At 73.1% G+C, this 20,467-nt stretch carries 16 protein-coding genes; 14 read left to right on the forward strand and 2 right to left on the reverse strand.

Annotated features, from left to right (window positions below; translation table 11 throughout):
- Positions 1–180: 180 nt before the first annotated feature.
- The 10 genes from ABIE67_RS15440 to ABIE67_RS15485 all read left to right on the forward strand — a co-directional run bounded on the left by ABIE67_RS15440 (position 181) and on the right by ABIE67_RS15485 (position 12,539).
- The gene (locus ABIE67_RS15440; protein ID WP_370257404.1) at positions 181–1,167 is read left to right on the forward strand and encodes a DUF3068 domain-containing protein; all 987 of its coding nucleotides are present in this window, start codon (positions 181–183) and stop codon (positions 1,165–1,167) included.
- Positions 1,168–1,385: 218 nt separating this feature from the next.
- Positions 1,386–2,537, forward strand: a complete 1,152-nt coding sequence (locus ABIE67_RS15445) for a glycosyltransferase family 4 protein (RefSeq protein ID WP_370257408.1) — start codon at positions 1,386–1,388, stop codon at positions 2,535–2,537.
- A 28-nt stretch (positions 2,538–2,565) separates the two neighbouring features.
- Positions 2,566–3,384: a class I SAM-dependent methyltransferase gene (locus tag ABIE67_RS15450; RefSeq protein WP_370257412.1), complete on the forward strand. Its 819-nt coding sequence runs from the start codon at positions 2,566–2,568 to the stop codon at positions 3,382–3,384.
- Entirely contained in the window at positions 3,381–7,823 is a 4,443-nt protein-coding gene (locus ABIE67_RS15455; protein WP_370257415.1) for an alpha-(1->3)-arabinofuranosyltransferase family protein, read from the forward strand. Before ABIE67_RS15450 ends, ABIE67_RS15455 begins: the two co-directional genes overlap by 4 nt.
- On the forward strand, positions 7,820–9,235 hold the full coding sequence (locus tag ABIE67_RS15460; protein ID WP_370257417.1) for a condensation protein: 1,416 nt from the start codon (positions 7,820–7,822) through the stop codon (positions 9,233–9,235). The genes ABIE67_RS15455 and ABIE67_RS15460 overlap by 4 nt, the downstream gene beginning before the upstream one ends.
- Positions 9,232–9,981, forward strand: a complete 750-nt coding sequence (locus tag ABIE67_RS15465) for a class I SAM-dependent methyltransferase (RefSeq protein ID WP_370257419.1) — start codon at positions 9,232–9,234, stop codon at positions 9,979–9,981. The genes ABIE67_RS15460 and ABIE67_RS15465 overlap by 4 nt, the downstream gene beginning before the upstream one ends.
- A gap of 12 nt (positions 9,982–9,993) precedes the next feature.
- Positions 9,994–10,941, forward strand: a complete 948-nt coding sequence (locus ABIE67_RS15470; protein WP_370257421.1) for a hypothetical protein — start codon at positions 9,994–9,996, stop codon at positions 10,939–10,941.
- Positions 10,938–11,174 carry a Trm112 family protein gene (locus ABIE67_RS15475; RefSeq protein WP_048587122.1) on the forward strand — a complete coding sequence of 79 codons (237 nt, stop codon included), beginning with the start codon at positions 10,938–10,940 and terminating at the stop codon, positions 11,172–11,174. The genes ABIE67_RS15470 and ABIE67_RS15475 overlap by 4 nt, the downstream gene beginning before the upstream one ends.
- A complete protein-coding gene (locus ABIE67_RS15480; protein ID WP_370257424.1) occupies positions 11,171–11,974 on the forward strand; it encodes an FkbM family methyltransferase in 804 nt (267 codons plus the stop codon). The genes ABIE67_RS15475 and ABIE67_RS15480 overlap by 4 nt, the downstream gene beginning before the upstream one ends.
- Positions 11,949–12,539: a hypothetical protein gene (locus ABIE67_RS15485; protein ID WP_370257427.1), complete on the forward strand. Its 591-nt coding sequence runs from the start codon at positions 11,949–11,951 to the stop codon at positions 12,537–12,539. Before ABIE67_RS15480 ends, ABIE67_RS15485 begins: the two co-directional genes overlap by 26 nt.
- On the opposite strand, the gene ABIE67_RS15490 is transcribed toward ABIE67_RS15485, so the two are convergent.
- A complete protein-coding gene (locus ABIE67_RS15490) occupies positions 12,529–13,413 on the reverse strand; it encodes a RimK family alpha-L-glutamate ligase (RefSeq protein ID WP_370257429.1) in 885 nt (294 codons plus the stop codon). The two genes, ABIE67_RS15485 and ABIE67_RS15490, sit on opposite strands and share 11 nt — an antisense overlap.
- A gap of 153 nt (positions 13,414–13,566) precedes the next feature.
- On the opposite strand from ABIE67_RS15490, the gene ABIE67_RS15495 reads away from it, so the two are divergent.
- Positions 13,567–14,634: a MerR family transcriptional regulator gene (locus ABIE67_RS15495; protein ID WP_370257431.1), complete on the forward strand. Its 1,068-nt coding sequence runs from the start codon at positions 13,567–13,569 to the stop codon at positions 14,632–14,634.
- Between the two features lie 81 nt (positions 14,635–14,715).
- Here the strand turns inward: ABIE67_RS15495 and ABIE67_RS15500 are convergent, their stop codons facing one another.
- On the reverse strand, positions 14,716–15,408 hold the full coding sequence (locus ABIE67_RS15500; protein ID WP_370268629.1) for a FadR/GntR family transcriptional regulator: 693 nt from the start codon (positions 15,406–15,408) through the stop codon (positions 14,716–14,718).
- A 270-nt stretch (positions 15,409–15,678) separates the two neighbouring features.
- Here ABIE67_RS15500 and ABIE67_RS15505 point away from each other — a divergent pair, with 270 nt between their 5' ends.
- The 3 genes from ABIE67_RS15505 (at position 15,679) to ABIE67_RS15515 (ending at position 19,970) form a co-directional block, all read left to right on the forward strand.
- Positions 15,679–17,058, forward strand: a complete 1,380-nt coding sequence (locus tag ABIE67_RS15505) for an SLC13 family permease (RefSeq protein WP_370257432.1) — start codon at positions 15,679–15,681, stop codon at positions 17,056–17,058.
- Between the two features lie 106 nt (positions 17,059–17,164).
- Entirely contained in the window at positions 17,165–18,616 is a 1,452-nt protein-coding gene (locus ABIE67_RS15510) for an acyl-CoA synthetase (protein ID WP_370257433.1), read from the forward strand.
- On the forward strand, positions 18,609–19,970 hold the full coding sequence (locus ABIE67_RS15515) for a carboxyl transferase domain-containing protein (protein ID WP_370257435.1): 1,362 nt from the start codon (positions 18,609–18,611) through the stop codon (positions 19,968–19,970). The genes ABIE67_RS15510 and ABIE67_RS15515 overlap by 8 nt, the downstream gene beginning before the upstream one ends.
- Positions 19,971–20,467 lie beyond the last annotated feature (497 nt).

Here is a 20,467-nt window from a genome sequence, read left to right on the forward strand (position 1 = left end):
CCGGTGGTGCCAGCCTGATCCGACCCCTGCCTGTCGGGTTCAGTCTCGACAAGCCGGGACAGCCCGTCAAGACATTGACACTCCGTCAAGGGGCGCCTACGGTTCCCGGCCCAAGAACGGCCAGGCAACGACCGTGCACCGAGTGTGCGCCGACCATGCGTCAATCCCCAGGAGTGCCGGATGCGCCGTACAGCCTCACCTCTCTCGTTGATCCTGCTGGGCCTCGGCACGTTTCTGCTGGTACTGGCGCCGATGCTCGCCTGGTACGTGGCCCCGCGTGCCGCCGTGAACCCCATCGACATCGACACCACCGCCGTGTACAAGGGCACCGGAAGTGTCTTCGACACGGACAAGATCGAGACCGTGCCGGACCAGAAAATCACCGTCACCCAGCGGGTGCGGGGCAATGTGGCGGAAAGTGAGCGCAGCGGCAACGCCGTCTGGGACGTGATCACCACCGTCGACACCGACAAGTCGCTGCCGGCCGCCGACCCGCACGACGCGCTGGACTTCACCCCGCACCGCTGGGTGATGGACCGCAGGACGACCAGGCCGGTGCACTGTTGCGAGGAGTCGCCGTACATCGAGGGCGAGGCCTATCTGAAGTTCCCGTTCGACGTGGAGAAGCGCTCCTACCGGTGGTGGGACAACACCGGCGGCACCACGATCACCATGCGCTACGACGGCACCGAGAAGGTCCAGGGGTACACGGGATACCGGTTCACCGGCACGGTCGCGCCCCGCAAGGTCGGCACCCGGCTCGTCCCCGGCAGCCTCGTCGACGAGCCGGACCGCCCGCAGGTGCTGGCCGAGGAGTGGTATTCCAACCACGGGTTCAAACTCGTCGTGGATCAGGCCACGGGCCGGGTCGTCTACGCGCAGACCGGCCCGCGCCGCACGCTGCGGGCCCCCGGCGGCGAGAAGGACGCGGCGGTGCTCCTGGACAGCGAGAAGATCGCGTTCACCACGGCCACGCAGAAGGAGGCCGTACGGCAGGCGAAGCGGGACAGCGGTCAACTGCGGATGGTGGGTGAGACGTTGCCGATCGGGACTGCTGGGGCAGGATTCGTGCTTGCGGTGGTGGGTGGCGTTTTGGTGGTACGAGGGCGTAGGCGGCCTGAATCTCCGGGTACGGCCGAGATGCCCCAGCCCTCGCTCACGATGTGACGTGACGTCAGCTCCAATAAAGCCGGAAATTGTCACGCCGGTGAGTAGCCGTGGCGAACCGCTGGGCGAAAACTGTCCAACCCCACCCGGACACAGCCTGTCCACACCCCACGCACAACGACCGTAAGCAGTCCAGGACCTTTGATTCCCCCCACAGGAACCCAAACCCTCCCCTTCCCCACGTTGAGTTCCGCACCCTGAGACGAGTTGGAGCGCTGATGCCCCAGCACGTGCCCTCCCAGCTGCGCGCCACCCTCCCCTGGGCGTCGCAGCAGCATTCCTCGGCGCTCCCCCCACATCCGCGCCGAATCGTTTTTCTCGCCCATCGAGACCTGGGCAACCGGTCCGCCGGCGGCTCCGAGCTGCTGGTCGACCGACTCGCCGACGGCCTCACGAGACTCGGCCACCAGGTCACCCTGCTGTGCGGGGGCCCGGCGGCCTACCGCGACTACCGGGTGGTGTCGGCGGGTGGCTCGTACGGCCACTACCTGCGCGCCAGATCCGCCTTCACCCGTCAGGTCGGGGACTGCGATCTGCTGGTCGAGGTCTGCAACGGGATGCCCTACTTCGCCCCTCTGTGGCATCGCGGGCCGACGTTGTGCCTGGTCAACCATGTGCATACCGATCTGTGGCAGATGCGGTTCGGTGGCGCGATGGCGCCTGCCGCGCGGCTCGGCCGAAGACTTGAGCACTGGGCGCTGACGGGGGCGCAGCAGCGGAGCCTGCTGGTCGCCGTGTCGCCGTCCACGGCGCACGCGCTCCGCGGGATCGGCGTCGAGCGGGAGCGTATCCGTGTCGTGCACAACGGGGTCGAGGAGCCGGGGCCCTTGAGGGAGCGTTCGCCCGAGCCGTTGTTCGTGGCTGTCGGGCGGCTCGTCGAGTACAAGCGGATCGATCTGCTGCTGCGGCTCTGGGAGCGGGTGCGGCCCGTCACCGGCGGGCGGCTCGTCATCGTCGGGGACGGGCCTGAGCGGGCGTCCCTTGAGCAACTCGCCGGGCCCGGCGTCGAGTTCGTCGGGCATGTGTCGGAGGCGGAGAAGCATCGGCTGCTGTGTGCGGCGTGGCTGTTGCTTCATCCCTCGGCCGTGGAGGGGTGGGGGCTCGTCGTCACCGAGGCGGCGGCGCGGGAGACGCCGACCGTTGCCTTTGACGTGCCCGGGCTGCGGGATTCCGTCGTGGACGGGGAGACGGGGGTGCTTGCCGCCGGTGAGTCGTCCTTTGCCGCTGCGTGGTGCACGCTCGCGTTGTCCGGGCATCGGCGGGAGTTGATGGGCAAGGCCGCGCGGGATCGGGCCGCACGCTATCGCTGGGATCGGACGGTACGGCAGTTCCTTGCGGTTGCCTCGGAGGCCGTGCGCCGTGACGCCTAAACGCCGTGATGGTTCGGCCGACTCGCGAGTGCCGGTACGTCTTGGCTGGTCGCGCTCACGCGGCGGAGCCGCAAATGTCACAGCCCCGCGCCCCTATCGGGGCGCTTCACCGCCCCCGGTTGCCAAGGACCCCTCCTTTCGGCGGTCCCTCGCTCTCTTCCGGGCCTTTCTTCATGAGCAGGATGATCCCGAGGCCTGCTACTCGCTGCTGGCCCGTGACGCCGTCGATCAGGTCGAGGCCTACGACGGCCCCGTCGCCGGGCGTACCGTCGTGGACGTAGGCGGTGGCAGCGGGTACTTCACCGAGGAGTTCCGGCGGCGGGGTGCGCAGGCCTACCTGTTCGAGCCGGACGTGGCGGAACTCGGTGCGAAGCCACCCGAAGGGGCCGTCGTCGCCGACGGGTACCTCTTACCCCTGCGGGACGGTGTCGCTGACGTCACCTTCTCCTCCAATGTGCTGGAGCACGTGGCCGATCCGCAGACGTTTCTGAGTGAGCTGGCGCGGGTGACCCGGCCCGGTGGGCTGGTCTACGTGTCGTTCACCAACTGGCTGTCCCCATGGGGCGGTCATGAGTGGGCCCCCTGGCACTACCTCGGCGCGGAGCGGGCCCGTGCCCGTTATCGGCGTCGTACCGGACGGGCCGCCAAGCACACCCTCGGCGAGAACCTGTTCGCCGTGCACATCGGCGCCACCCTGCGGCAGGTCCGCGCCCGGGACGACGTGGAGATCGTCTCGGCGCGCTCCCGCTACTGGCCGTTCCTCGCGGAGACCGTGGTCAGAGTGCCCGGCCTGCGCGAGTTCGCCACCTGGAACCTCCTCCTCATCCTCAGGCGGTGTCCACCATGACGACGACCACGGTCCAGGCTCCTCCCCCGGCGGCCGTGCCCACCTCCGCGCCCGCCTCCGGTCCGCCGGAAGGGCCACGGTCGCGGCGCTGGCTGCTGGGGTTCTGGGCCGTGGTGTTCGTGCTGCTGCTGGCGGTTCAGCCGGGGCGGCAGACGTTCGACACCAAGCTGGGTGTGACCGTCGATCCCGGCCGGTTCCTGTCCGACCTCGGGCAGTTGTGGTCCGACCAGGGCAGCTTCGGCGGGATCCAGAACCAGTACTCGGGCTATCTGTGGCCGATGCTGCCGTTCTACTGGCTGGCCGACGTCGTACGGCTGCCGGTGTGGCTGGCGGAGCGGTTGTGGCTGTCGCTGATCGTGTCCGTCGCCTTCTGGGGTGCGCTGCGACTGGCCGAGCGGCTCCGGGTGGGGAGCGGGGGGTCGCGGCTGGTCGCGGCCGTCGCCTACGCGCTGTGGCCGGTCTTCACCATCGTCATCGGGTCCACGTCGGCCGCCGCCCTGCCCGGCGCGTTTCTGCCCTGGGTGCTGTTGCCGCTGACCGACGAGCGGTACACCGCCCGGGTCGCCGCCCTGCGCTCGGCCCTGATCATCCCCTTCATGGGCGGGGTCAACGCCGCCTCCACACTGGCCTCGCTGCTGCCCGTCGGGCTGTATCTGCTCTCCCGCCCGCCCGGGCCACGGCAGCGGAAGCTGATCGGGTGGTGGGTGCCGGGGGTCGTCCTGGCGACCGCCTGGTGGGTGATCCCGCTCCTGCTGCTGGGCACCTACGGCGAGAACTTCCTTCCGTACGTGGAGAGTTCGCAGACCACCACCGAGACCATGTCGGCGACGGAGGCGCTGCGCGGCGGCGGGAACTGGGTCGCCTATCTGCACTTCGGTGAGGCCTGGCTGCCGGCCGGATGGGCCGTCGCCTCGGCCGTCGTGGTGATCGTGTGCTCGGCGCTGGCGGCCGGGCTGGGCCTCGCGGGGCTGGCCCGGCGGGACATGCCGGAGCGACGGTGGCTGGTGCTGACGGTGGTGACGGTCGCGCTGATCCTGCTCGCGGGGTACGGCGGGGCGTTCGGGGCGCCGTTCCACGGGGTCGTGCAGGACTGGCTGAACGGCGGGCTCGTGCCCTTCCGGAACATCTACAAGTTCCAGACGGGGCTCGCTCTGGCGCTGGTGCTGGGGCTCGCCCATCTGGTGGGCGTGGCGGCCGAGGCGCGCGGGGCGCGGCGGCTGCGGGGGCGGCGGTTCGCGCCGCTGATCGCGGCCGTACTGGTGCTGCCGGGGCTGATGTGGCCGTATCTCAACGGGTCGATCCTCAACCCGGGTTCCTTCAAGGAGATCCCCAAGTACTGGCAGGCCACGGCCGACTGGATGGAGAAGTACTCCCCCGACGCCCGCACCCTCGTCGTGCCGGCCACCGCGCACGGCATCTACACCTGGGGCTCCACCATCGACCAGCCCCTGGACGTCATGGCCGACTCGCGCTGGGCACAGCGGGACTACGTCCCCTTCGGCACGCCCGGCAACCGGCGCGCGATGGACGCCGTCGAGCAGGCGCTGACGAGCGGCGGTGAAGTGCCGGGGCTGGCCGACTACCTGAGCCGGGCGGGCATCTACTACGTCGTCGTCCGCAACGACCTCGATCCCGACCAGATCGGCCAGGTGCCGACCACGACGGTGAAGCGGACCCTGGAGCAGTCCGGGTACGAGCGGGTGACGGGCCTCGGGCCGATCATGACCGGCGGGACGATCGCGCCCGACACCCCGCTCCAGGTGGAGGGGCTGTATCCACGGCAGCGCGCGGTGGAGATCTACAAGCCGGTGAGCGCGGACGTGCCCCGCCCGCACCAGGCCGGGCTTCAGCCCGTGTCCGACACGGCCGTGGTGTCCGGCGGCCCGGAGGCACTGCTGCCACTGGCCTCCGAACTGCGCGGCCGGGCAACGGTGTTGACCGGCGACAACCATCCCGGGCTCGGCTCACCCCAGGTCCAGGTGGTCGGCGACGGGCTGCGGCGTGCGGACACCCGGTTCGGGCTGATCAACGCCAACACGTCGTACACGTACACCCGCGACGAGCGCAACGCGCCCGACGCCGCCCAGGACGCCGGCGAGAAACCGCACCAGATCCTGCCCACCACCGGCCTCGCCCACCAGACGGTGGCCGAGCTGCGCGGCGCACGGTCGGTGACGGCGTCGTCGTACGGCAGCTGGCTCTTCCATCTCCCGCAGTTCGACCCGGTGAACGCCTTCGACGGCAACCCGGACACGGCGTGGACCGAGGGTTCGGAGGGGTCGCCGGAGGGCGAGTGGCTGCGGATCGGCTTCGCGGGCGGGTCGTACGACATGCCCTCGTCGTTCAAGGTGACGCCGCTGCCGCAGGAGGGCGTACGGGAGGCGCCGACGCGGGTGCGGGTGGAGACGGAGAAGGGGGCGGTGAACTCCTTCCTCCGGCCGGACGGCTCTACGCAGAGGGTCAAGGCACCTGCGGGAGCGACGAGTTGGATGAAACTGACGATCGCGGACTCCGTGTCCCGGCGGGCCGGGCTGACGGGGGCGGGCTTCTCCGGGATCGACCTGCCGGACGTCCAGGTGACCCGGCTGCTGCGGCTGCCCACCGACGCCGAGGACTCCGGCGCCGCCGCCGAGATCGTCTCCCTGTCCCGTACGGCCGACCCCGCCGGGCTGTCGGCGACGGGTACGGAGGCGGGCCTGCACCGGCGCTTCACGACGTCCACGGCCGGGACGTACGAGGTGCGGGCGAGCGCGGTGCCGGTGGCGGGCGACGAGCTGGACAAGCTGCTGTACAAGGTGGCGCCGGAGCAGCGCAACCGGATCGTCGCCACCGCCGACTCGACGGCGCGGCTGGGTACGGGCCTGTCACCGCGCAACCTCACCGACGGCGACCTGACCACGGCGTGGGTCGCGGGCGACCGGCCCACGATCCACCTCCGCTGGCCCGGGAAGCAGGCGGTGGGCGAGATCGTGCTGGCGCCCGCGGGCGGCCTCGCCACCCGCCCCACCGAGGTGCACATCAGCTCGCCGGACGGTGCGGTGATCGCCGGGGTCGACGAGAACGGCTGGGTCCGCTTCCCGGCCATCACGACCGACCGGCTGGACATCACGATCACGCAGACGGCCCCGCTGACCCTCTACAACCCGATGGTAGGCGAGGACCTGCGGCTGCCGGTGGGCCTGACCGAGGCCTACGTCCCCGCCCTCGACGAGTACCGGACCCCCCAGCCCCGGGGCACCCGGCCGTTCTCGCTGGCGTGCGGGGAGGGGCCGGTCGTCGCGGTGGACGGGGAGCTGTACCGGACGAGCGTGCGCGGAACCGTACGGGATCTGATGGAACGGCGGCAGGTCGAGGTGACGCTCTGCCAGCGGGGTCGAGGAGACGCCGAGTTGCGCCTGTCGTCCGGTGACCACCGGGTCGAGTCCGGGGACGCCGGGCCGCTCACGCTGACCGACGTGACACTGACGCGCGGCACGGTCGCCGAGGCCTCCACGGCTGTGCGTGACCTGAAGACACGGGACTGGCTCGGCGACCGCCGCGCGGTGACGGTCGGATCGGGAGCGGCGAGCTACCTGACCACGTACGAGAACTTCAACGACGGCTGGCACGCCACGCTGAACGGCAAGGAACTGACACCGGTACGGCTGGACGGCTGGCAGCAGGGCTGGCGGATCCCGGCGGGGGCCGGCGGCACGGTCGAGCTGTCGTACGAGCCGGCGGTGCTGTATGAGGGCGGGCTGATCGGCGGCGCGGTGGCGCTCGCCCTGCTGGCCGGGCTGGCCCTGTGGCGCCGCCGGGCGCCGAACCCCGACGAGCCGCAGGCCGCTCCGCCACTGCCGGGGCTGTGGCTCGGCACGGTGGCTGTGACGGTGGTGGCCGTCTTCATCGCCGGGTGGTTCGCCCTGCTGGTGCCGGCCCTGGCGGTGGTCGCCTGGCGCAGGCACACGCTGCTGGTGCCGATCGCGTTGACCGCCCTTGCCGGGGCGGGGGTCGCGGCGGCGATCGGGGCCGGGGAGCCGGTGGGGGCGGAGGAGGGCGCCTTCGGTCCGACGGCCCAACTGCTGGCGTTGATCGGCTTGTTCGCCGGGGTGGTGGCGGTGCGGGAGCCAGTGGGCGCGGTTGGGGTGGCGGGCGGTGCGGGCGGACCGGGCGCACCCTCGGGCGGGCCGGGACCCGGCGCGCCGGAGTCACCGACGCAGCCGTTGCCGCAGCGCCGCCGCGGGCGGAGTCCGATGGGGACCGAGCCACCCGGTTCGACGAGCCCCGACCCCGGCGCCGTTCCTCGGCCCGCATCGGGGCCGACCGTCTCCGCACGCGGCCCCGGCGGGCCGGACCCGGATCCGCCGACCGCCCGTATCGGCGGGTCCGGCAAGCAGGGCCCGACCGCGCCCGCCGACCCGCCGGAGCCCGACGACACACGGAGGGGCGACGTCACATGACCGCACTGCAGCAGCCCGCACGCGCCGACGGTCCGCTGCGGCCGCCCGCCCGTGTGCCCTTCCCCGTCGTGGACGAGGTCGCCCGGCACTGTCTCCAGGAGGAGGAGCCGGAGACGGTGCATATCGAGGTGCATCTGCCGGGCCGGCTGGACGCGGGGCGACTGCGGGCGGCCTTCGCTCAGGCGCTGCGCCGGCATCCGCGCATCCTCGTGCGGGAGGCGCCGGGGCGGTGGTACCGGCGCCGGTACGAGTGGGAGCTGACGGCGGAGCCGGACGTGGAGGTGGTGGGCTTTCCGGCACCCGGGCGGGACGCGCTGCGGGACGCACGGACCCGGGCCCTGACGCAGGCGCCGCCGCTGTCCCTGTCGCCGCCGGTCAGGGTGGAGATGGTGGAGGCGACGGGGACGGGAACGGGTCCGGGCGCGGGGCGGATCGAGGGGAGCGAAGCCAGTGACGCTGTGGGGATACGGCCGCGAGGAGCCCACGGCCCCCAGCCACGGACGGCACAGGGCACCGTCCTCTTCCTCACCATCAACCACACCGCCCTCGACGGCCCCGCCTGCCTCCGCGTCCTGGCGACCGCCGCCGAGCTCTACGGCGGTGAGGACAACTCCCCCGCCGCACCTCCCGTACGCACGACGTCCGACGCGCCCCCGCCCGCCGAGGACGCCCCGTCCAACTGGTCCCACCCCGCGCGGGTCGCCCCCGGCACCCCGGAGCCCTCCCCCGGCAACGGCATGCTCGTCACCGAGCTCCCCCTCCCCCACCGTCCCAAGGGCTCCCCCTACACGGTCAACGACCAGCTCATGGTCACCACCGCCCTGACCATCGCCCACTGGAACCGGGAACACGGCGCCCGCCCCCGCCCCCTGCGCATCACCATGCCCGTGGACGACCGCCCCCGGGACGCCTCCATGCCCATCGGCAACGGCACCCGGCTGGTCGAAGTCCCCTTCAGCCCGGATGAACTGGCGGCACACGCGCCCGCCGACATGCCCGCCCTCCTCCACCGCACCGCCACCCGGACCCGCGCCCTCAAGGCCCTCCCCCGCCCCCAGCTCGGCCACGGCGCCTCCCTCCTCACCGCCCCCTGGGCCCCCGTCGCCGTCCGCGCCGCCCTCACCCGCGGCCTGCGCAGAGCCGCCGCGCCCTGGACCTCCACGACCCTCCTCAGCAACATCGGCCGTATCCCCTATCCCCTGGACTTCGGCGAGGAAGCGGGCCGCGCGCACGCCGTGTGGTTCTCGGCGCCCGCCCGGATGCCGCGCGGCCTCACCGTCACCACCGCCTCCACCGCGGGCCGCCTCCACCTGGCCCTGCGCTGGTCGCGCGCCCTGCTCAGCCATGGTGACGGCGCCCATCTGCGGGACCTCTTCGAGCACTATCTGCACAGCACGGAGGTGACCCCGTGAAGACACCTACGACGACCTCCCCCGTGAAGCCGCCCGAACTGCGCGACTTCTACGAGAACCCCGCCGTCCCCGTCGCCTCCGGCACCCCCCGCAGCCGCCGTCAGGCCCGCATGCTCGCCGAAGCCCTGGGGCCGGCCACCGCGGGCCGCGCCCGCACGATCCTCGACATCGGCTGCGGCGACGGCACCGCCGCGGCCACCGCCGCCCCCTACCTCCGCGGTCACCGCATCGTGGGCATCGACTGGTCCCAGGACGCGCTGCGACGGGCCCGCACCCGGATCCCGTACGCCGTGCGCGGTGAACTCACCGACGGGGGGCTGCCGTTCGGGACCGGTTCCGCCGACGCCGTGCTGTTCAGCGAGGTGATCGAGCATCTCGTCGACCCGGACGCCGCCCTCGACGAGATCCACCGCGTGCTCCGCCCCGGCGGCCATCTGATGCTCTCCACCCCGAACCTGGCCGCCTGGTACAACCGCGCCCTGCTGCTGGCGGGCGTGCAGCCGGTGTTCTCGGAGGTCAGCCTGCGGGGCATCCACGGGCGGCCGGGGCGGGAGGTCGTGGGGCATCTGCGGCTCTACACCGCCCGTGCGCTACGGGAGTTCGTGGCCGCGTCCGGCTTCGAGGTCGTACGGCTGGCGGGGGCGCCCTTCCACGGCGTACCGCGTCCGCTCCGCCCCCTCGACCGGCTGGCCTGCGCCAGACCGCCACTCGCGTCGATCCTGCTGCTGCACGCGCGGCGGACCTAGGGGGCGTGGACCATGTGGTGGGGAGTGGCCGCGGCGTTGCTGGCGAACACCCTGTACAGCCTCGGTTTCGTCCTGGAGAAACGGGCGCTCACCGCACTTCCGCAGGTGAGCATCCGGCAACCCGCCCGGCTGCTGCGGCTGGTGCTCGGCAGCCCGCTGTGGATCGGCGGCTCGCTCTCCCTCGCCGCCGGGTTCGGGGCGCAGCTCGTGGTCTACCGCACCCTGCCGATCGCCGCCGCGCAGGGCATCTTCGTCTCCGGGCTCGTCCTCCTCGTCCTGCTCTCGGCCCGGCTGCTGGGCGAGGAGACCAGCGGACGGGAGCGGTACGCGCTCGGCGCGATCCTCGCCGCGCTGCTGATGGTCGTGCTGTCGCTGCGGGAGGGGCCCGACGGCGGGGAGACCGTCGGCCGGGCCGCCCCGTACCCCCTGATCCTGCTGGTGTGCGTGCCGTCGCTGGCGGCCGGCGTGTGGCTGTACAACTCCGCCGAGCGCAGGGCCCGGCACCGGCACCGGCTGCCGACGACCGGCGTGGAGTACGGCGTGGCGGTGGGGCTGCTGTACGGGGTCAGCTCGCTCGCCATCAAGGGGGTGTCGAGCCGGCTGACCACGAACGGCATCGGCGACGCCCTGCTGGGCCTGCTCCGCTCCCCGTACCCGTATCTCCTGCTCTTCACGGGCGCGTTCGGGCTGGTCATGTCGCAGGCGGCGCTGCAGCGCTGCCGGGCCTCGCTGATCGTGCCGGTGTGCACGACGGTGACCAGCCTGTACACGGCCGTGCTCGGCACGCTGTCGTTCGGCGAGACGCTGCCCGAGGACCCGCTGCGGCTGGCGCTGCGGGTCGCGGGTACGGCGCTCGCCGTCGCCGTACTGCTGTCGATGCCGAGACACGACCCGCCCGCACCACCACCTCCACCGTCCGCTCAACCCCCCATCGGTTCCAAGGAGTTGACCCCGCCATGAAACCCGACGACCCGCTCTTGCAGATTCTGGCGTGCCCGCTGGACAAGGGCCCGCTGCACCTCGTCGTACCGGACGGCCCGGACGGTGCGGAGGCGGCGGCCGAGGCGCTGTACAACCCGCGTCTGCACCGCCGTTACCCGATCGTGGACGGCATCCCCCAGCTGCTGCCGGCCTCCGGGGAGCAGGTCTCCGACGACGAACACGAGGAACTCCTGCAACGGATGGCCCCATGACCCTGGCTGCGAGCGTCGCCTCTCTGTTGCCCACCCGCCTGGTCGCCGCCGTCGCCCGGGCCGTGTACCCGCGCTTCGAGCCGGAGCTGGCCCGGCTGGCGGAGTTGTGTCCCGCCGGGTGCGGGACGGCCGTGGACGTCGGCGGATGGTACGGCCCGTGGACACGGCGGCTGTCGCGGCGGGCCCGCCGGGTGGTGACCGTGGAACCGGTCCCCCACCTCGCGCGGCTGCTCGCGGCGACGGCCCCGCCCAACGTGCGGGTCGTGCAGGCCGCGGCGGCCGAGCGCCCCGGCGCGGCCCGGCTCTGGCTGCCCCCGCACGACGCGGGCGACCGCGGGGTGTCCTCCCTGGTCCGCCGGAACATCCACGCCACCGCCCTCCCGGTCAGCTGTGTCACCCTCGACGAACTCGGCCTCAAGGACGTCGGGTTCGTCAAGGTCGACGTGGACGGCAGCGAGCTCGCGGTGCTGCGCGGCGCGACCGCCATCCTGGCGCGCGACCGGCCCGCCCTCTTCATCGAGCTGGAGTCCCGCATCCAGCCGATCGCCCCGGTGCTGACGTACCTCTCCCTGCTCGGCTACGACGGCTGGGTCCTGCCCGGCCGCGACTGGGTGCCCCTGAGCCGCTTCCCGCTGGAGAACCACCAGGCGGAGACCTCGTACGTCGTCGCCCAGGGCCTGCTGCGCCGGGTCCTGCCCTTCCGCGGCCCGCGGTACGTCAATTCGGTCCTCTTCCTCCCCGACGGCCGCCGCCCCGTGGGCGACGATGGATCACATGCCCTCCGGAAAGCACCCCGCTAGCCCCTGCACCCCCCTCGACTTCCAGCTGGTGCTGCTGCGCCGCATGGCCGACCACAACCCGGACCTGGTGGAGGACGCCCGCCGTGAACTGGGCGTGTCCATCCCGGACATGCGCGAGGCGAACAAGCGCTGGCAGGCCATGGTCCGCTCACCCCGGGCCCGCGGAGCCGCCTCCCGCTACCGCTCGGTGCTCGGCACGCCCGACTCCGTTCTCACCCGCAAGGTCGGCGACCTGGACTGCGAGGCCTGGCTGTGGCCGGTCCCCCTCTGGCCCGACCTCCGCTTCGAGGTACTGCTCGCCCCGAACGGCGCGGTCTGGAACGAGTGGCTCGTCCGCGCCCCGGGAGCCGACCCCCCACCCCTGCGCACCCTCTCCGACCTCACCCCCTGGTCCTGCACGGTCGACGAGGCCGCCCGCGCCTTCGCCCCCGCCCGGCCCCTGGAGGGGACGGCTCCGACGCGGTGGGGGCTGGCGTTCGTGGCGCCGGACGGGGAGGGGGTGCGGCGGGAGGTGGTGGCCGAGTTCACGTGGGGGTTGTTGCAGCGGGTGGCGGTCAGCGGCTAGCCGCCGTAAGGATCGCCTCGACCACGCGTGCGACGGACGCCGGGTGCAGCGACAGGAAGAGATTCGGCTCGACCAGCTCCAGCTCCATCACCCGCGGCTCGCCGCCCTCCCCGTCCTCCCCGTCGACGAGGTCCACGCGCGCGTACAGCAGCTCGGCAGCGTGCGGTACGGCGGCCAGGGCGCGCTCGGCGACGGTGAGTTCGGCCGGGGTCGGGGTCCAGGGCTCCAGGCCGGGGTGGGCGACCTTGCGCTCGTCGTAGGGCGTGCCGGGCGCGAGGACGGCGCCCTTGCGGCTGGCGTGCAGGAGGCGGCCGCCGTAGAACTGCAGCGCCCGTTCCCCGCTGACGTCGATGCCCTTGACATACGGCTGCACCATCGCCGTGAACCCCTCGGTGTGCATCCGCGCCAGCTGCCGTACGGCCGTTTCGTGCTCGTCGGGCGTGTAGCGGGCGGCGAACCGCGCGCCCGCGCCCGAGGTGGGCTTGACGACGTACTCGTGGTCGACGGGGAGGCCGTCGACACCGTCGCCCGGGGCGAGGTAGCGGGTGGGCACGACCGGCACGCCGGCGGCGGCGGCCTCGCCGAGGTACCGCTTGTCGGCGTTCCACCGCACCACCTCGGCCGGGTTGGCGAGCCGGGTCGCCTTGCCGCACCGCTCCGCCCACTCCAGGAACTCGGCCGCACGCCAGCTGTAGTCCCAGGTGGAACGGAGCACGGCGAGGTCGTACCCGCCCCAGTCGGCCCGCTCGTCGTCCCAGTACACCGGGTCCGCCTCGGCCCCGGCCTCCCGCAGCGCCCCGACCAGCACAGGGAGGTCACGGTCGACGCTGACCTCCGGTCCGGGGCGGCAGGTGACGAGGGCTATTCGGGGCACGGTGGGCTCCTTCGGGCGGAACGGGCGGGCGGGTCGCAGGTTAACAAGCGCTTCCGGAACCGGGACAGGCCGCTTGACCTTCACCTTTGGTGAAGCCACAGCATCGGTGCGAGGAACCGGAAGGGTTCGGGACGGCACGGGGAGGGGACCGGGATGCGCACGGCCATGCTGACGATCGGCGCCTTCGCCAAGGCCTGCCGGCTGTCGCCCAAGGCACTGCGTCTGTACGACGAGCTGGAGCTGCTGAAGCCCCGCCGGGTCGACCCGGACACCGGGTACCGGTACTACGCCGTGGAGCAGCTGGAGCAGGCCCGGCTGGTGGCGTGGCTGCGGCGGCTGGGCATGCCGCTGGCCCGGATCCGCCAGGTGTGCGCACTGCGGCCGGCCGACGCCGCCCGCGAGATCCGCGCCTACTGGGCGCAGGTGGAGTCGGAGACGGCCGCGCGGCGGGACCTCGCCGAGTTCCTCGTCGGACACATGTCGGCGACACCGAGGAAGGACACCACCATGCTGGAGCTGCACTACTGCGCCCACTCGGACCGAGGCCGGGTCCGCCCCGCCAACCAGGACACCGCCTATGCGAGCACTCGACTGCTCGCCGTGGCGGACGGCTGCGGACCGGCGGGCGCGCCCGCGAGCAGCGCGGCGGTGGAGGCGCTGCGCTTTCTGGAGACGGAGGAGCTCGGTGCGGACAACCTGCTGAACCTCCTGGAGGATGCGGTACGGGGCGCGGCGGACGCGGTCCGGGACGCCGCCGACGGCACGGCGGAGGTGGGCACGACCCTGACGGCCCTCCTCTGGACGGGCTCCCGGCTGGCCCTGGTGCACATCGGGGACTCGCGCGCCTATCTGCTGCGCGACGGCGCCCTGTTCCGCATCACGGACGACCACACGGTGGTCCAGTCGATGATCGACGAGGGCCGGCTGACGCCGGAGGAGGCCGTGACCCATCCGCAGCGCGCCCTGCTCCTGAAATGCCTCTCCCCGGCCATCACCGAGTCCCCGGACCTCCGCCTCCGGGACGCCGAGCCCGGCGACCGCTATCTGCTCTGCTCCGACGGCCTCACCTCCGTCGTCCCCGACGCCCGTATCCGCCACCTCCTCACCTCCGCCCCGGCCCCCGACACCGCCGTCCACGCCCTGATCGACGCGGCGAACGAGGCGGGCGGCCCGGACAACGTCAGCTGTGTGGTGGCGGACGTGGTGGAGAGCGCCGTCTGAGCACCGCCTGACCACCGTCTGAGCGCCGCCTGACCTCGGCGCCGTCGCCCGCGAGGCGAGCGGGGGGCGGGGCCGTAGCCCCTACGGCTCCCGCTCCTCCTCCGGCTCCCAGTCCAGCAACCGCACCTTCGCGACCGTACGGACATGCCGTCGCATGGCTGCCGCCGCCTGCCCGGGCCGCTGGTCGGCGATGGCGTCGAGGATGGCCTGGTGCTGGGCGAGGGAGCGGGAGGGGCGGTGGGGCTGGCGGAGGGACTCGGTGCGGCTCTCGGCGACCTGGTCGGCGATGGAGCGCATGAACTCGGCGAGGAGGCTGCTGTGGGCGGCGGCGGTGACCGCGGCATGGAAGAGGCGGTCGCCCTCCACCCCGTGTCCGTCGTCCTCGATCTCCCTCGCCATGTGCGCGAGGGCCGACCGCATCGCCGCGAGGTCCTCCTCCGTACGGCGCTCCGCGGCCAGTTCGGCGAGTTTCGTCTCCAGGGCCTCCCGGGCCTCCAGGACGTCGGGGAGGCGTCGGCGGCGTTCGACCATCCGCTCGACCGGCTCCACGTCGAGGCTGTCCCGCACGAGGTACGTGCCGCCCCCGTGCCGCACCTCCACCAGTCCCTGCACCTCCAGGACCACGATCGCCTGCTTCACGGAGGCCCGGCTGACCCCCAGCCGCTGGGCCAGGTCCCGCTCGGTCGGGAGCCGGTCCCCGGCGCCGAGGCCGCCCTCGGCGACGTACGCGCGCAGCCGGTCGAGCACCTGCTCGTAGAGGCGCTGCTTGGTCATGGGGCGCAGGGCGTCGTCGGTCACGGGGTCCCCCTCTCGCCGGGAGCGTAGCACCGGGCGGGCCAGTGGCCGGGCGGTCAAGTGGTCGAGTGGCTGAGCCAATTCTGCGCCACCCCTTGACGTCCGGCCGCCGCGCGCCCACGCTATCCAGCCATCACCCCTGATTGGCTCAGCCACTCGGCCACTCCCACTCTCACCACCACTGCCCCACCTGCCACCGCGGGGTGTGGAACCCGCAACCCGCTCCGGGACCCAACGACGGGAGCCCGTATGTCCCCCGAACTGATCTCGATCCTCGTCCTCGCCGTGGTGTTCGTCATCGCCACCACCCGCTCGATCAACATGGGCGCGCTCGCCTTCGCCGCCGCCTTCGGAGTCGGCACCCTCGTCGCCGACCTCGACGCGGACGGCATCTTCGCCGGCTTCCCGGGCGACCTCTTCGTCGTCCTCGTCGGCGTCACGTACCTCTTCGCGATCGCCCGGTCCAACGGCACCACCGACTGGCTGGTGCACGCCTCGATCCGGCTCGTCCGGGGCCGGGTGGCGCTCATCCCCTGGGTGATGTTCGCCCTCACCGGCGCCCTCACCGCGATCGGCGCCGTCAGCCCGGCCGCCGTGGCGATCGTCGCGCCGATCGCACTGAGCTTCGCCGCCCGCTACGGGATCAGCCCGCTGCTGATGGGCGCGATGGTCGTGCACGGCGCCCAGGGCGGCGGCTTCTCGCCGATCAGCATCTACGGCTCGATCGTCAACGGCATCGTCGAGCGCGAGAAGCTGCCCGGCAACGAGATCGCGCTCTTCCTCGCCTCCCTGATCGTCAACATCGTCATCGCGGCGGTCGTGTTCGTCCTCTTCGGCGGGCTGAAGCTGTGGGCGCAGGGGGCGGTGGACACGGCGGTGGACGGCGGCAGCGAGGGCACCGACCCCGGGACCGACACCGGCACCGGCACCGGCACTCCGGGCGAGCCCCTCTCCGGCAGCGGGGGCACGCGCGAGGGCGGCACCACCGTCACCCGCCCCGCGCCCACCGCCACCCCGCTCGCCACCACCCGCCTCACCCCCGCCCGCATCGCCACCCTCCTCTCCCTGGTCGCCCTCGTCATCGCCGTCCTCGCCTTCGACCTGGACGCCGGTCTGACCGCGATCACCCTCGCCGTCCTCCTGAGCGCCGCCTGGCCGGAGGACAGCCGCAAGGCGGTCGGCGAGATCGCCTGGCCGACGGTGCTGCTGATCTGCGGTGTGCTGACGTACGTCGGCGTCCTGGACGAGATGGGCACCATCACCTGGGCCGGCGAGGGCGTCGGCGGCATCGGCGTACCGCTGCTGGCCGCCGTACTGCTCTGCTACATCGGCGCGATCGTGTCGGCGTTCGCCTCGTCCGTCGGCATCATGGGCGCGCTCATCCCGCTCGCCGTGCCGTTCCTGGCGCAGGGCGAGATCGGGGCCGTCGGCATGGTGGCGGCGCTCGCGGTGTCGGCGACGGTCGTGGACGTGAGCCCCTTCTCGACGAACGGCGCGCTGGTGCTGGCCGCGGCACCGGACGTCGACCGTGAGCGTTTCTTCCGGCAGCTGATGGTGTACGGAGGGATCGTGGTGGCGGCGGTGCCCGCGGTGGTGTGGCTGGTGCTGGTCGTGCCGGGCTGGGGGTAGGCGGACCGGCACGGCGATCGGCACGGCGGATCGGCACGGCGACAACAGTCGGCGTCCGGCGAACAGTTGAATGCAAGCACTTTCGAGCGCTTAAGGAGTACGACGCGTGTCCTCTCTCTTCCCGGCCCTGACGGGCGCTCCGGCGGAGCGAGCCGCCCTGCGGTTCGGCGACCGTTCCCTGACGTACGGCGAGCTCGGCGCCGCCTCCGGTGCCCTCGCGGCGCGGATCGGCGGGGCGGGCAGAGTGGCCGTCTGGGCGACGCCGGAGCTGGAGACGGCCGTGGCGGTACTGGCGGCGCTGGAGGCCGGTGTCGCCGCCGTACCGCTCAACCCGAAGTCCGGGGAGAAGGAGCTCGGGCACATCCTGTCCGACTGCACGCCGACGGTGGTGCTGGCCGCGGCAGGGGACGAACTACCGGCCGCCCTGGGCGACTTGGAACGCATCGACGTCGACGCACGGGCCGCCGGCCCCCGCTCCCGACCCGACCCGCGGGCCTCCGACGAGGACCCCGCCCTGATCGTCTACACCTCCGGCACCACCGGCCCGCCCAAGGGCGCCGTCATCCCGCGCCGCGCCGTCACCCACACCCTCGACGCGCTCGCCGACGCCTGGCAGTGGACCGGCGAGGACGTACTCGTCCACGGCCTGCCCCTGTTCCACGTCCACGGCCTGGTCCTCGGCATCCTCGGCCCGCTGCGCCGCGGCGGATCCGTGCGCCATCTGGGCCGGTTCAGCACGGAGGGGGTCGCGCGCGAGCTGAACGACGGCGCGACCATGCTCTTCGGCGTGCCGACCATGTACCACCGCATCGCCCAGGCCCTCCCCGACGACCCCGGGCTGGCGCAGGCGCTGGGCAAGGCCCGCCTCCTGGTCTCGGGCTCGGCCGCGCTCCCCGTGCACGACCACGAGCGGATCACGGCCGCTACCGGGCAGCGGGTCGTCGAGCGGTACGGCATGACGGAGACGCTGATGAACACCAGCGTCCGCGCGGACGGCGAGCCGCGGGCCGGGACGGTGGGCGTGCCACTGCCGGGCGTGGAGCTGCGCCTGGTGGAGGAGGACGGGACGCCGATCACGTCGTACGACGGCGAGACCGTGGGCGAGATCCAGGTGCGCGGCCCGAACCTGTTCACCGAGTACCTGAACCGCCCCGACGCGACGGCCGCCGCCTTCACGGAGGACGGCTGGTTCCGCACCGGCGACATGGCGCTGCGCGACCCCGACGGATACGTTCGGATCGTCGGCCGCCAGGCCACCGACCTGATCAAGAGCGGGGGTTACAAGATCGGGGCGGGCGAGATCGAGAACGCGCTCCTCGAACACGCGGGGGTACGGGAGGCGGCCGTCACCGGCGAACCGGACGCCGACCTCGGCGAGCGGATCGTGGCGTGGATCGTCCCGGCGGACCCCCAGTCACCGCCCGCCGCGGAGGAGTTGGCGGCCCACGTCGCCGCCCGCCTGGCCCCCCACAAGCGGCCGCGCAGGGTCCACTACCTCGACGCGCTTCCCCGCAACGACATGGGGAAGATCATGAAGCGGGCGCTGACCCATGACTGAGCGGCGCCTGTCGGCACGCGAGGTCATCGAGCGGATCGCCGACGACTCCTCCTTCACGGAACTCCCCCACCCGGAACGGGACTCCGGCCCGGACGGCCCCCTCTCCTGGCAGGGCTACGACGCCTCGCACGCGCGTGCCGCCGAGCGCACCGGCGAGGACGAGTCGGTCGTCTGCGGCACCGCGACCGTGGCGGCCACCCGGGCCGTACTGCTGGCCTTCGAGTTCGGCTTCCTGGGCGGCTCGCTCGGCGAACGTACCGGGGACCGGCTGGAGTCGGCGTACACCTACGCCCGCGCCCACCGCCTCCCGGTCGTCCCCCTGGTCGCCACGGGCGGCAGCCGGATGCAGGAAGGCATGCTCGCCCTGACCCAACTCCAGCGCGTGGCCCGCCAGTCGATACTCACCCGCGAAGCCGGCCTGCCCCAGATCGCGGTCCTCCGCGACCCGACCACCGGCGGCGGCTGGGCCACCCTCGGCGCGGGCGCCGACGTGACCCTTGCCCTGCGCGGCGCCCAGGTCGGCTTCGCGGGCTCCCGGGTCCGCCCACCGGACGCGGACCCGGCGGCGTACACGGCGGAGGCGCAGGTGGCGACGGGGGCGGCGGACGCGGTGGTCCGGCCGGAGGAGCTGCGGGGGGTGTTGGGGCGGTGGCTGGGGGTGCTGGCGGGGCCGCCCGCCCGGGAGGCGACGGTGCCCCACGCCTTGGGCGCGCACGATCTTCCCGGCACGGGCTGGGACGCGGTCCGACGCGCCCGGGCAGCTCAACGCCCGCATGCCGAGGCCTACTTGGATGCCTGCTTCACCAGCCGCGTCACGATCAGCGGCGACCGCTGCGGCGGTGCCGACCCCGACGGCATCCTCTGCGGGTTCGGCGCGCACGACGGCCGTACCGTCGCCTACGCCGCCCAGACCGGCACCGCCACCCGCCCAGCGGGCTACCGCACCGCCGCCCGGCTGATCCGCCTCGCGGACCGGCTCGGCATCCCGGTTCTCACCCTGGTGGACACACCGGGTGCCGCCAATGACGCGGAGGCGGAGCGGCAGGGGGTCGGCGCGGCGATCGCGGACCTGTTCGGGGCGGTGGCCGGGGCCCGCGTCCCGATCACCACGCTGGTCATCGGCGAGGGCGGCTCGGGCGGGGCGCTGGCCCTGGCGGCACCCGGCAACACCTGGGCCACGCCGGACAGTTACTTCTCCGTCATCGCACCGGAGTTGGCGGCGGCGATCCTGAAGCGACGGCCGGAGGAAGTGGAGGCGACGGCGGACCAGCTGCGGATCCGGCCACAGGACTTGGTGGAGCTGGGGGTGATCCGGGGGGTCGTCGGCGGACCCTCTGGCGAGAGCATGGCGTAAAGGCACAAGGCACCTCCACTCGGCCCGGCGACGAGTGCCGCCGGGCCCCCGTCACCGGCCCCGCGACGCACGCGGCGGATGGGGCCACCGGGGGGGCTCGCGACGGACCCCACGGACCGACGACGCCGTACCCGCGAAGACGTAGGACGGCAGACCGTCTGCCGGGCGGTCTCCACGGGCAGGGACTCCGGCCACTCCCCACTCCCCCCTGACCCCGCCCCTCGGACGCCGGCCCCGACCGGCCGTCCTCAGCCCGGGCACGGAACACCCCGGCAAGGCAGAGGCCCCCGACCCGCCGCCCACCCCCCGCCGCCACAATCAGCGCACGCGCTCCCCGCCCATACTCGAAACCCCCACCCCCCAAGCCGCGACACGCCCGCCTGACTTCCCATCAGAAACAAAACCCCCCATTCAGCCGCACCCCACCCGGCCCCCTCCAGAAGGCGCCCCCCTCCCGGCCGCCCGCACGATTCGATAAGAGGCCGCCCCCCACGGCA

It is taken from the genome of Streptomyces sp. V4I8 (genome assembly GCF_041261225.1).
Classification (GTDB): Bacteria; Actinomycetota; Actinomycetes; order Streptomycetales; family Streptomycetaceae; genus Streptomyces.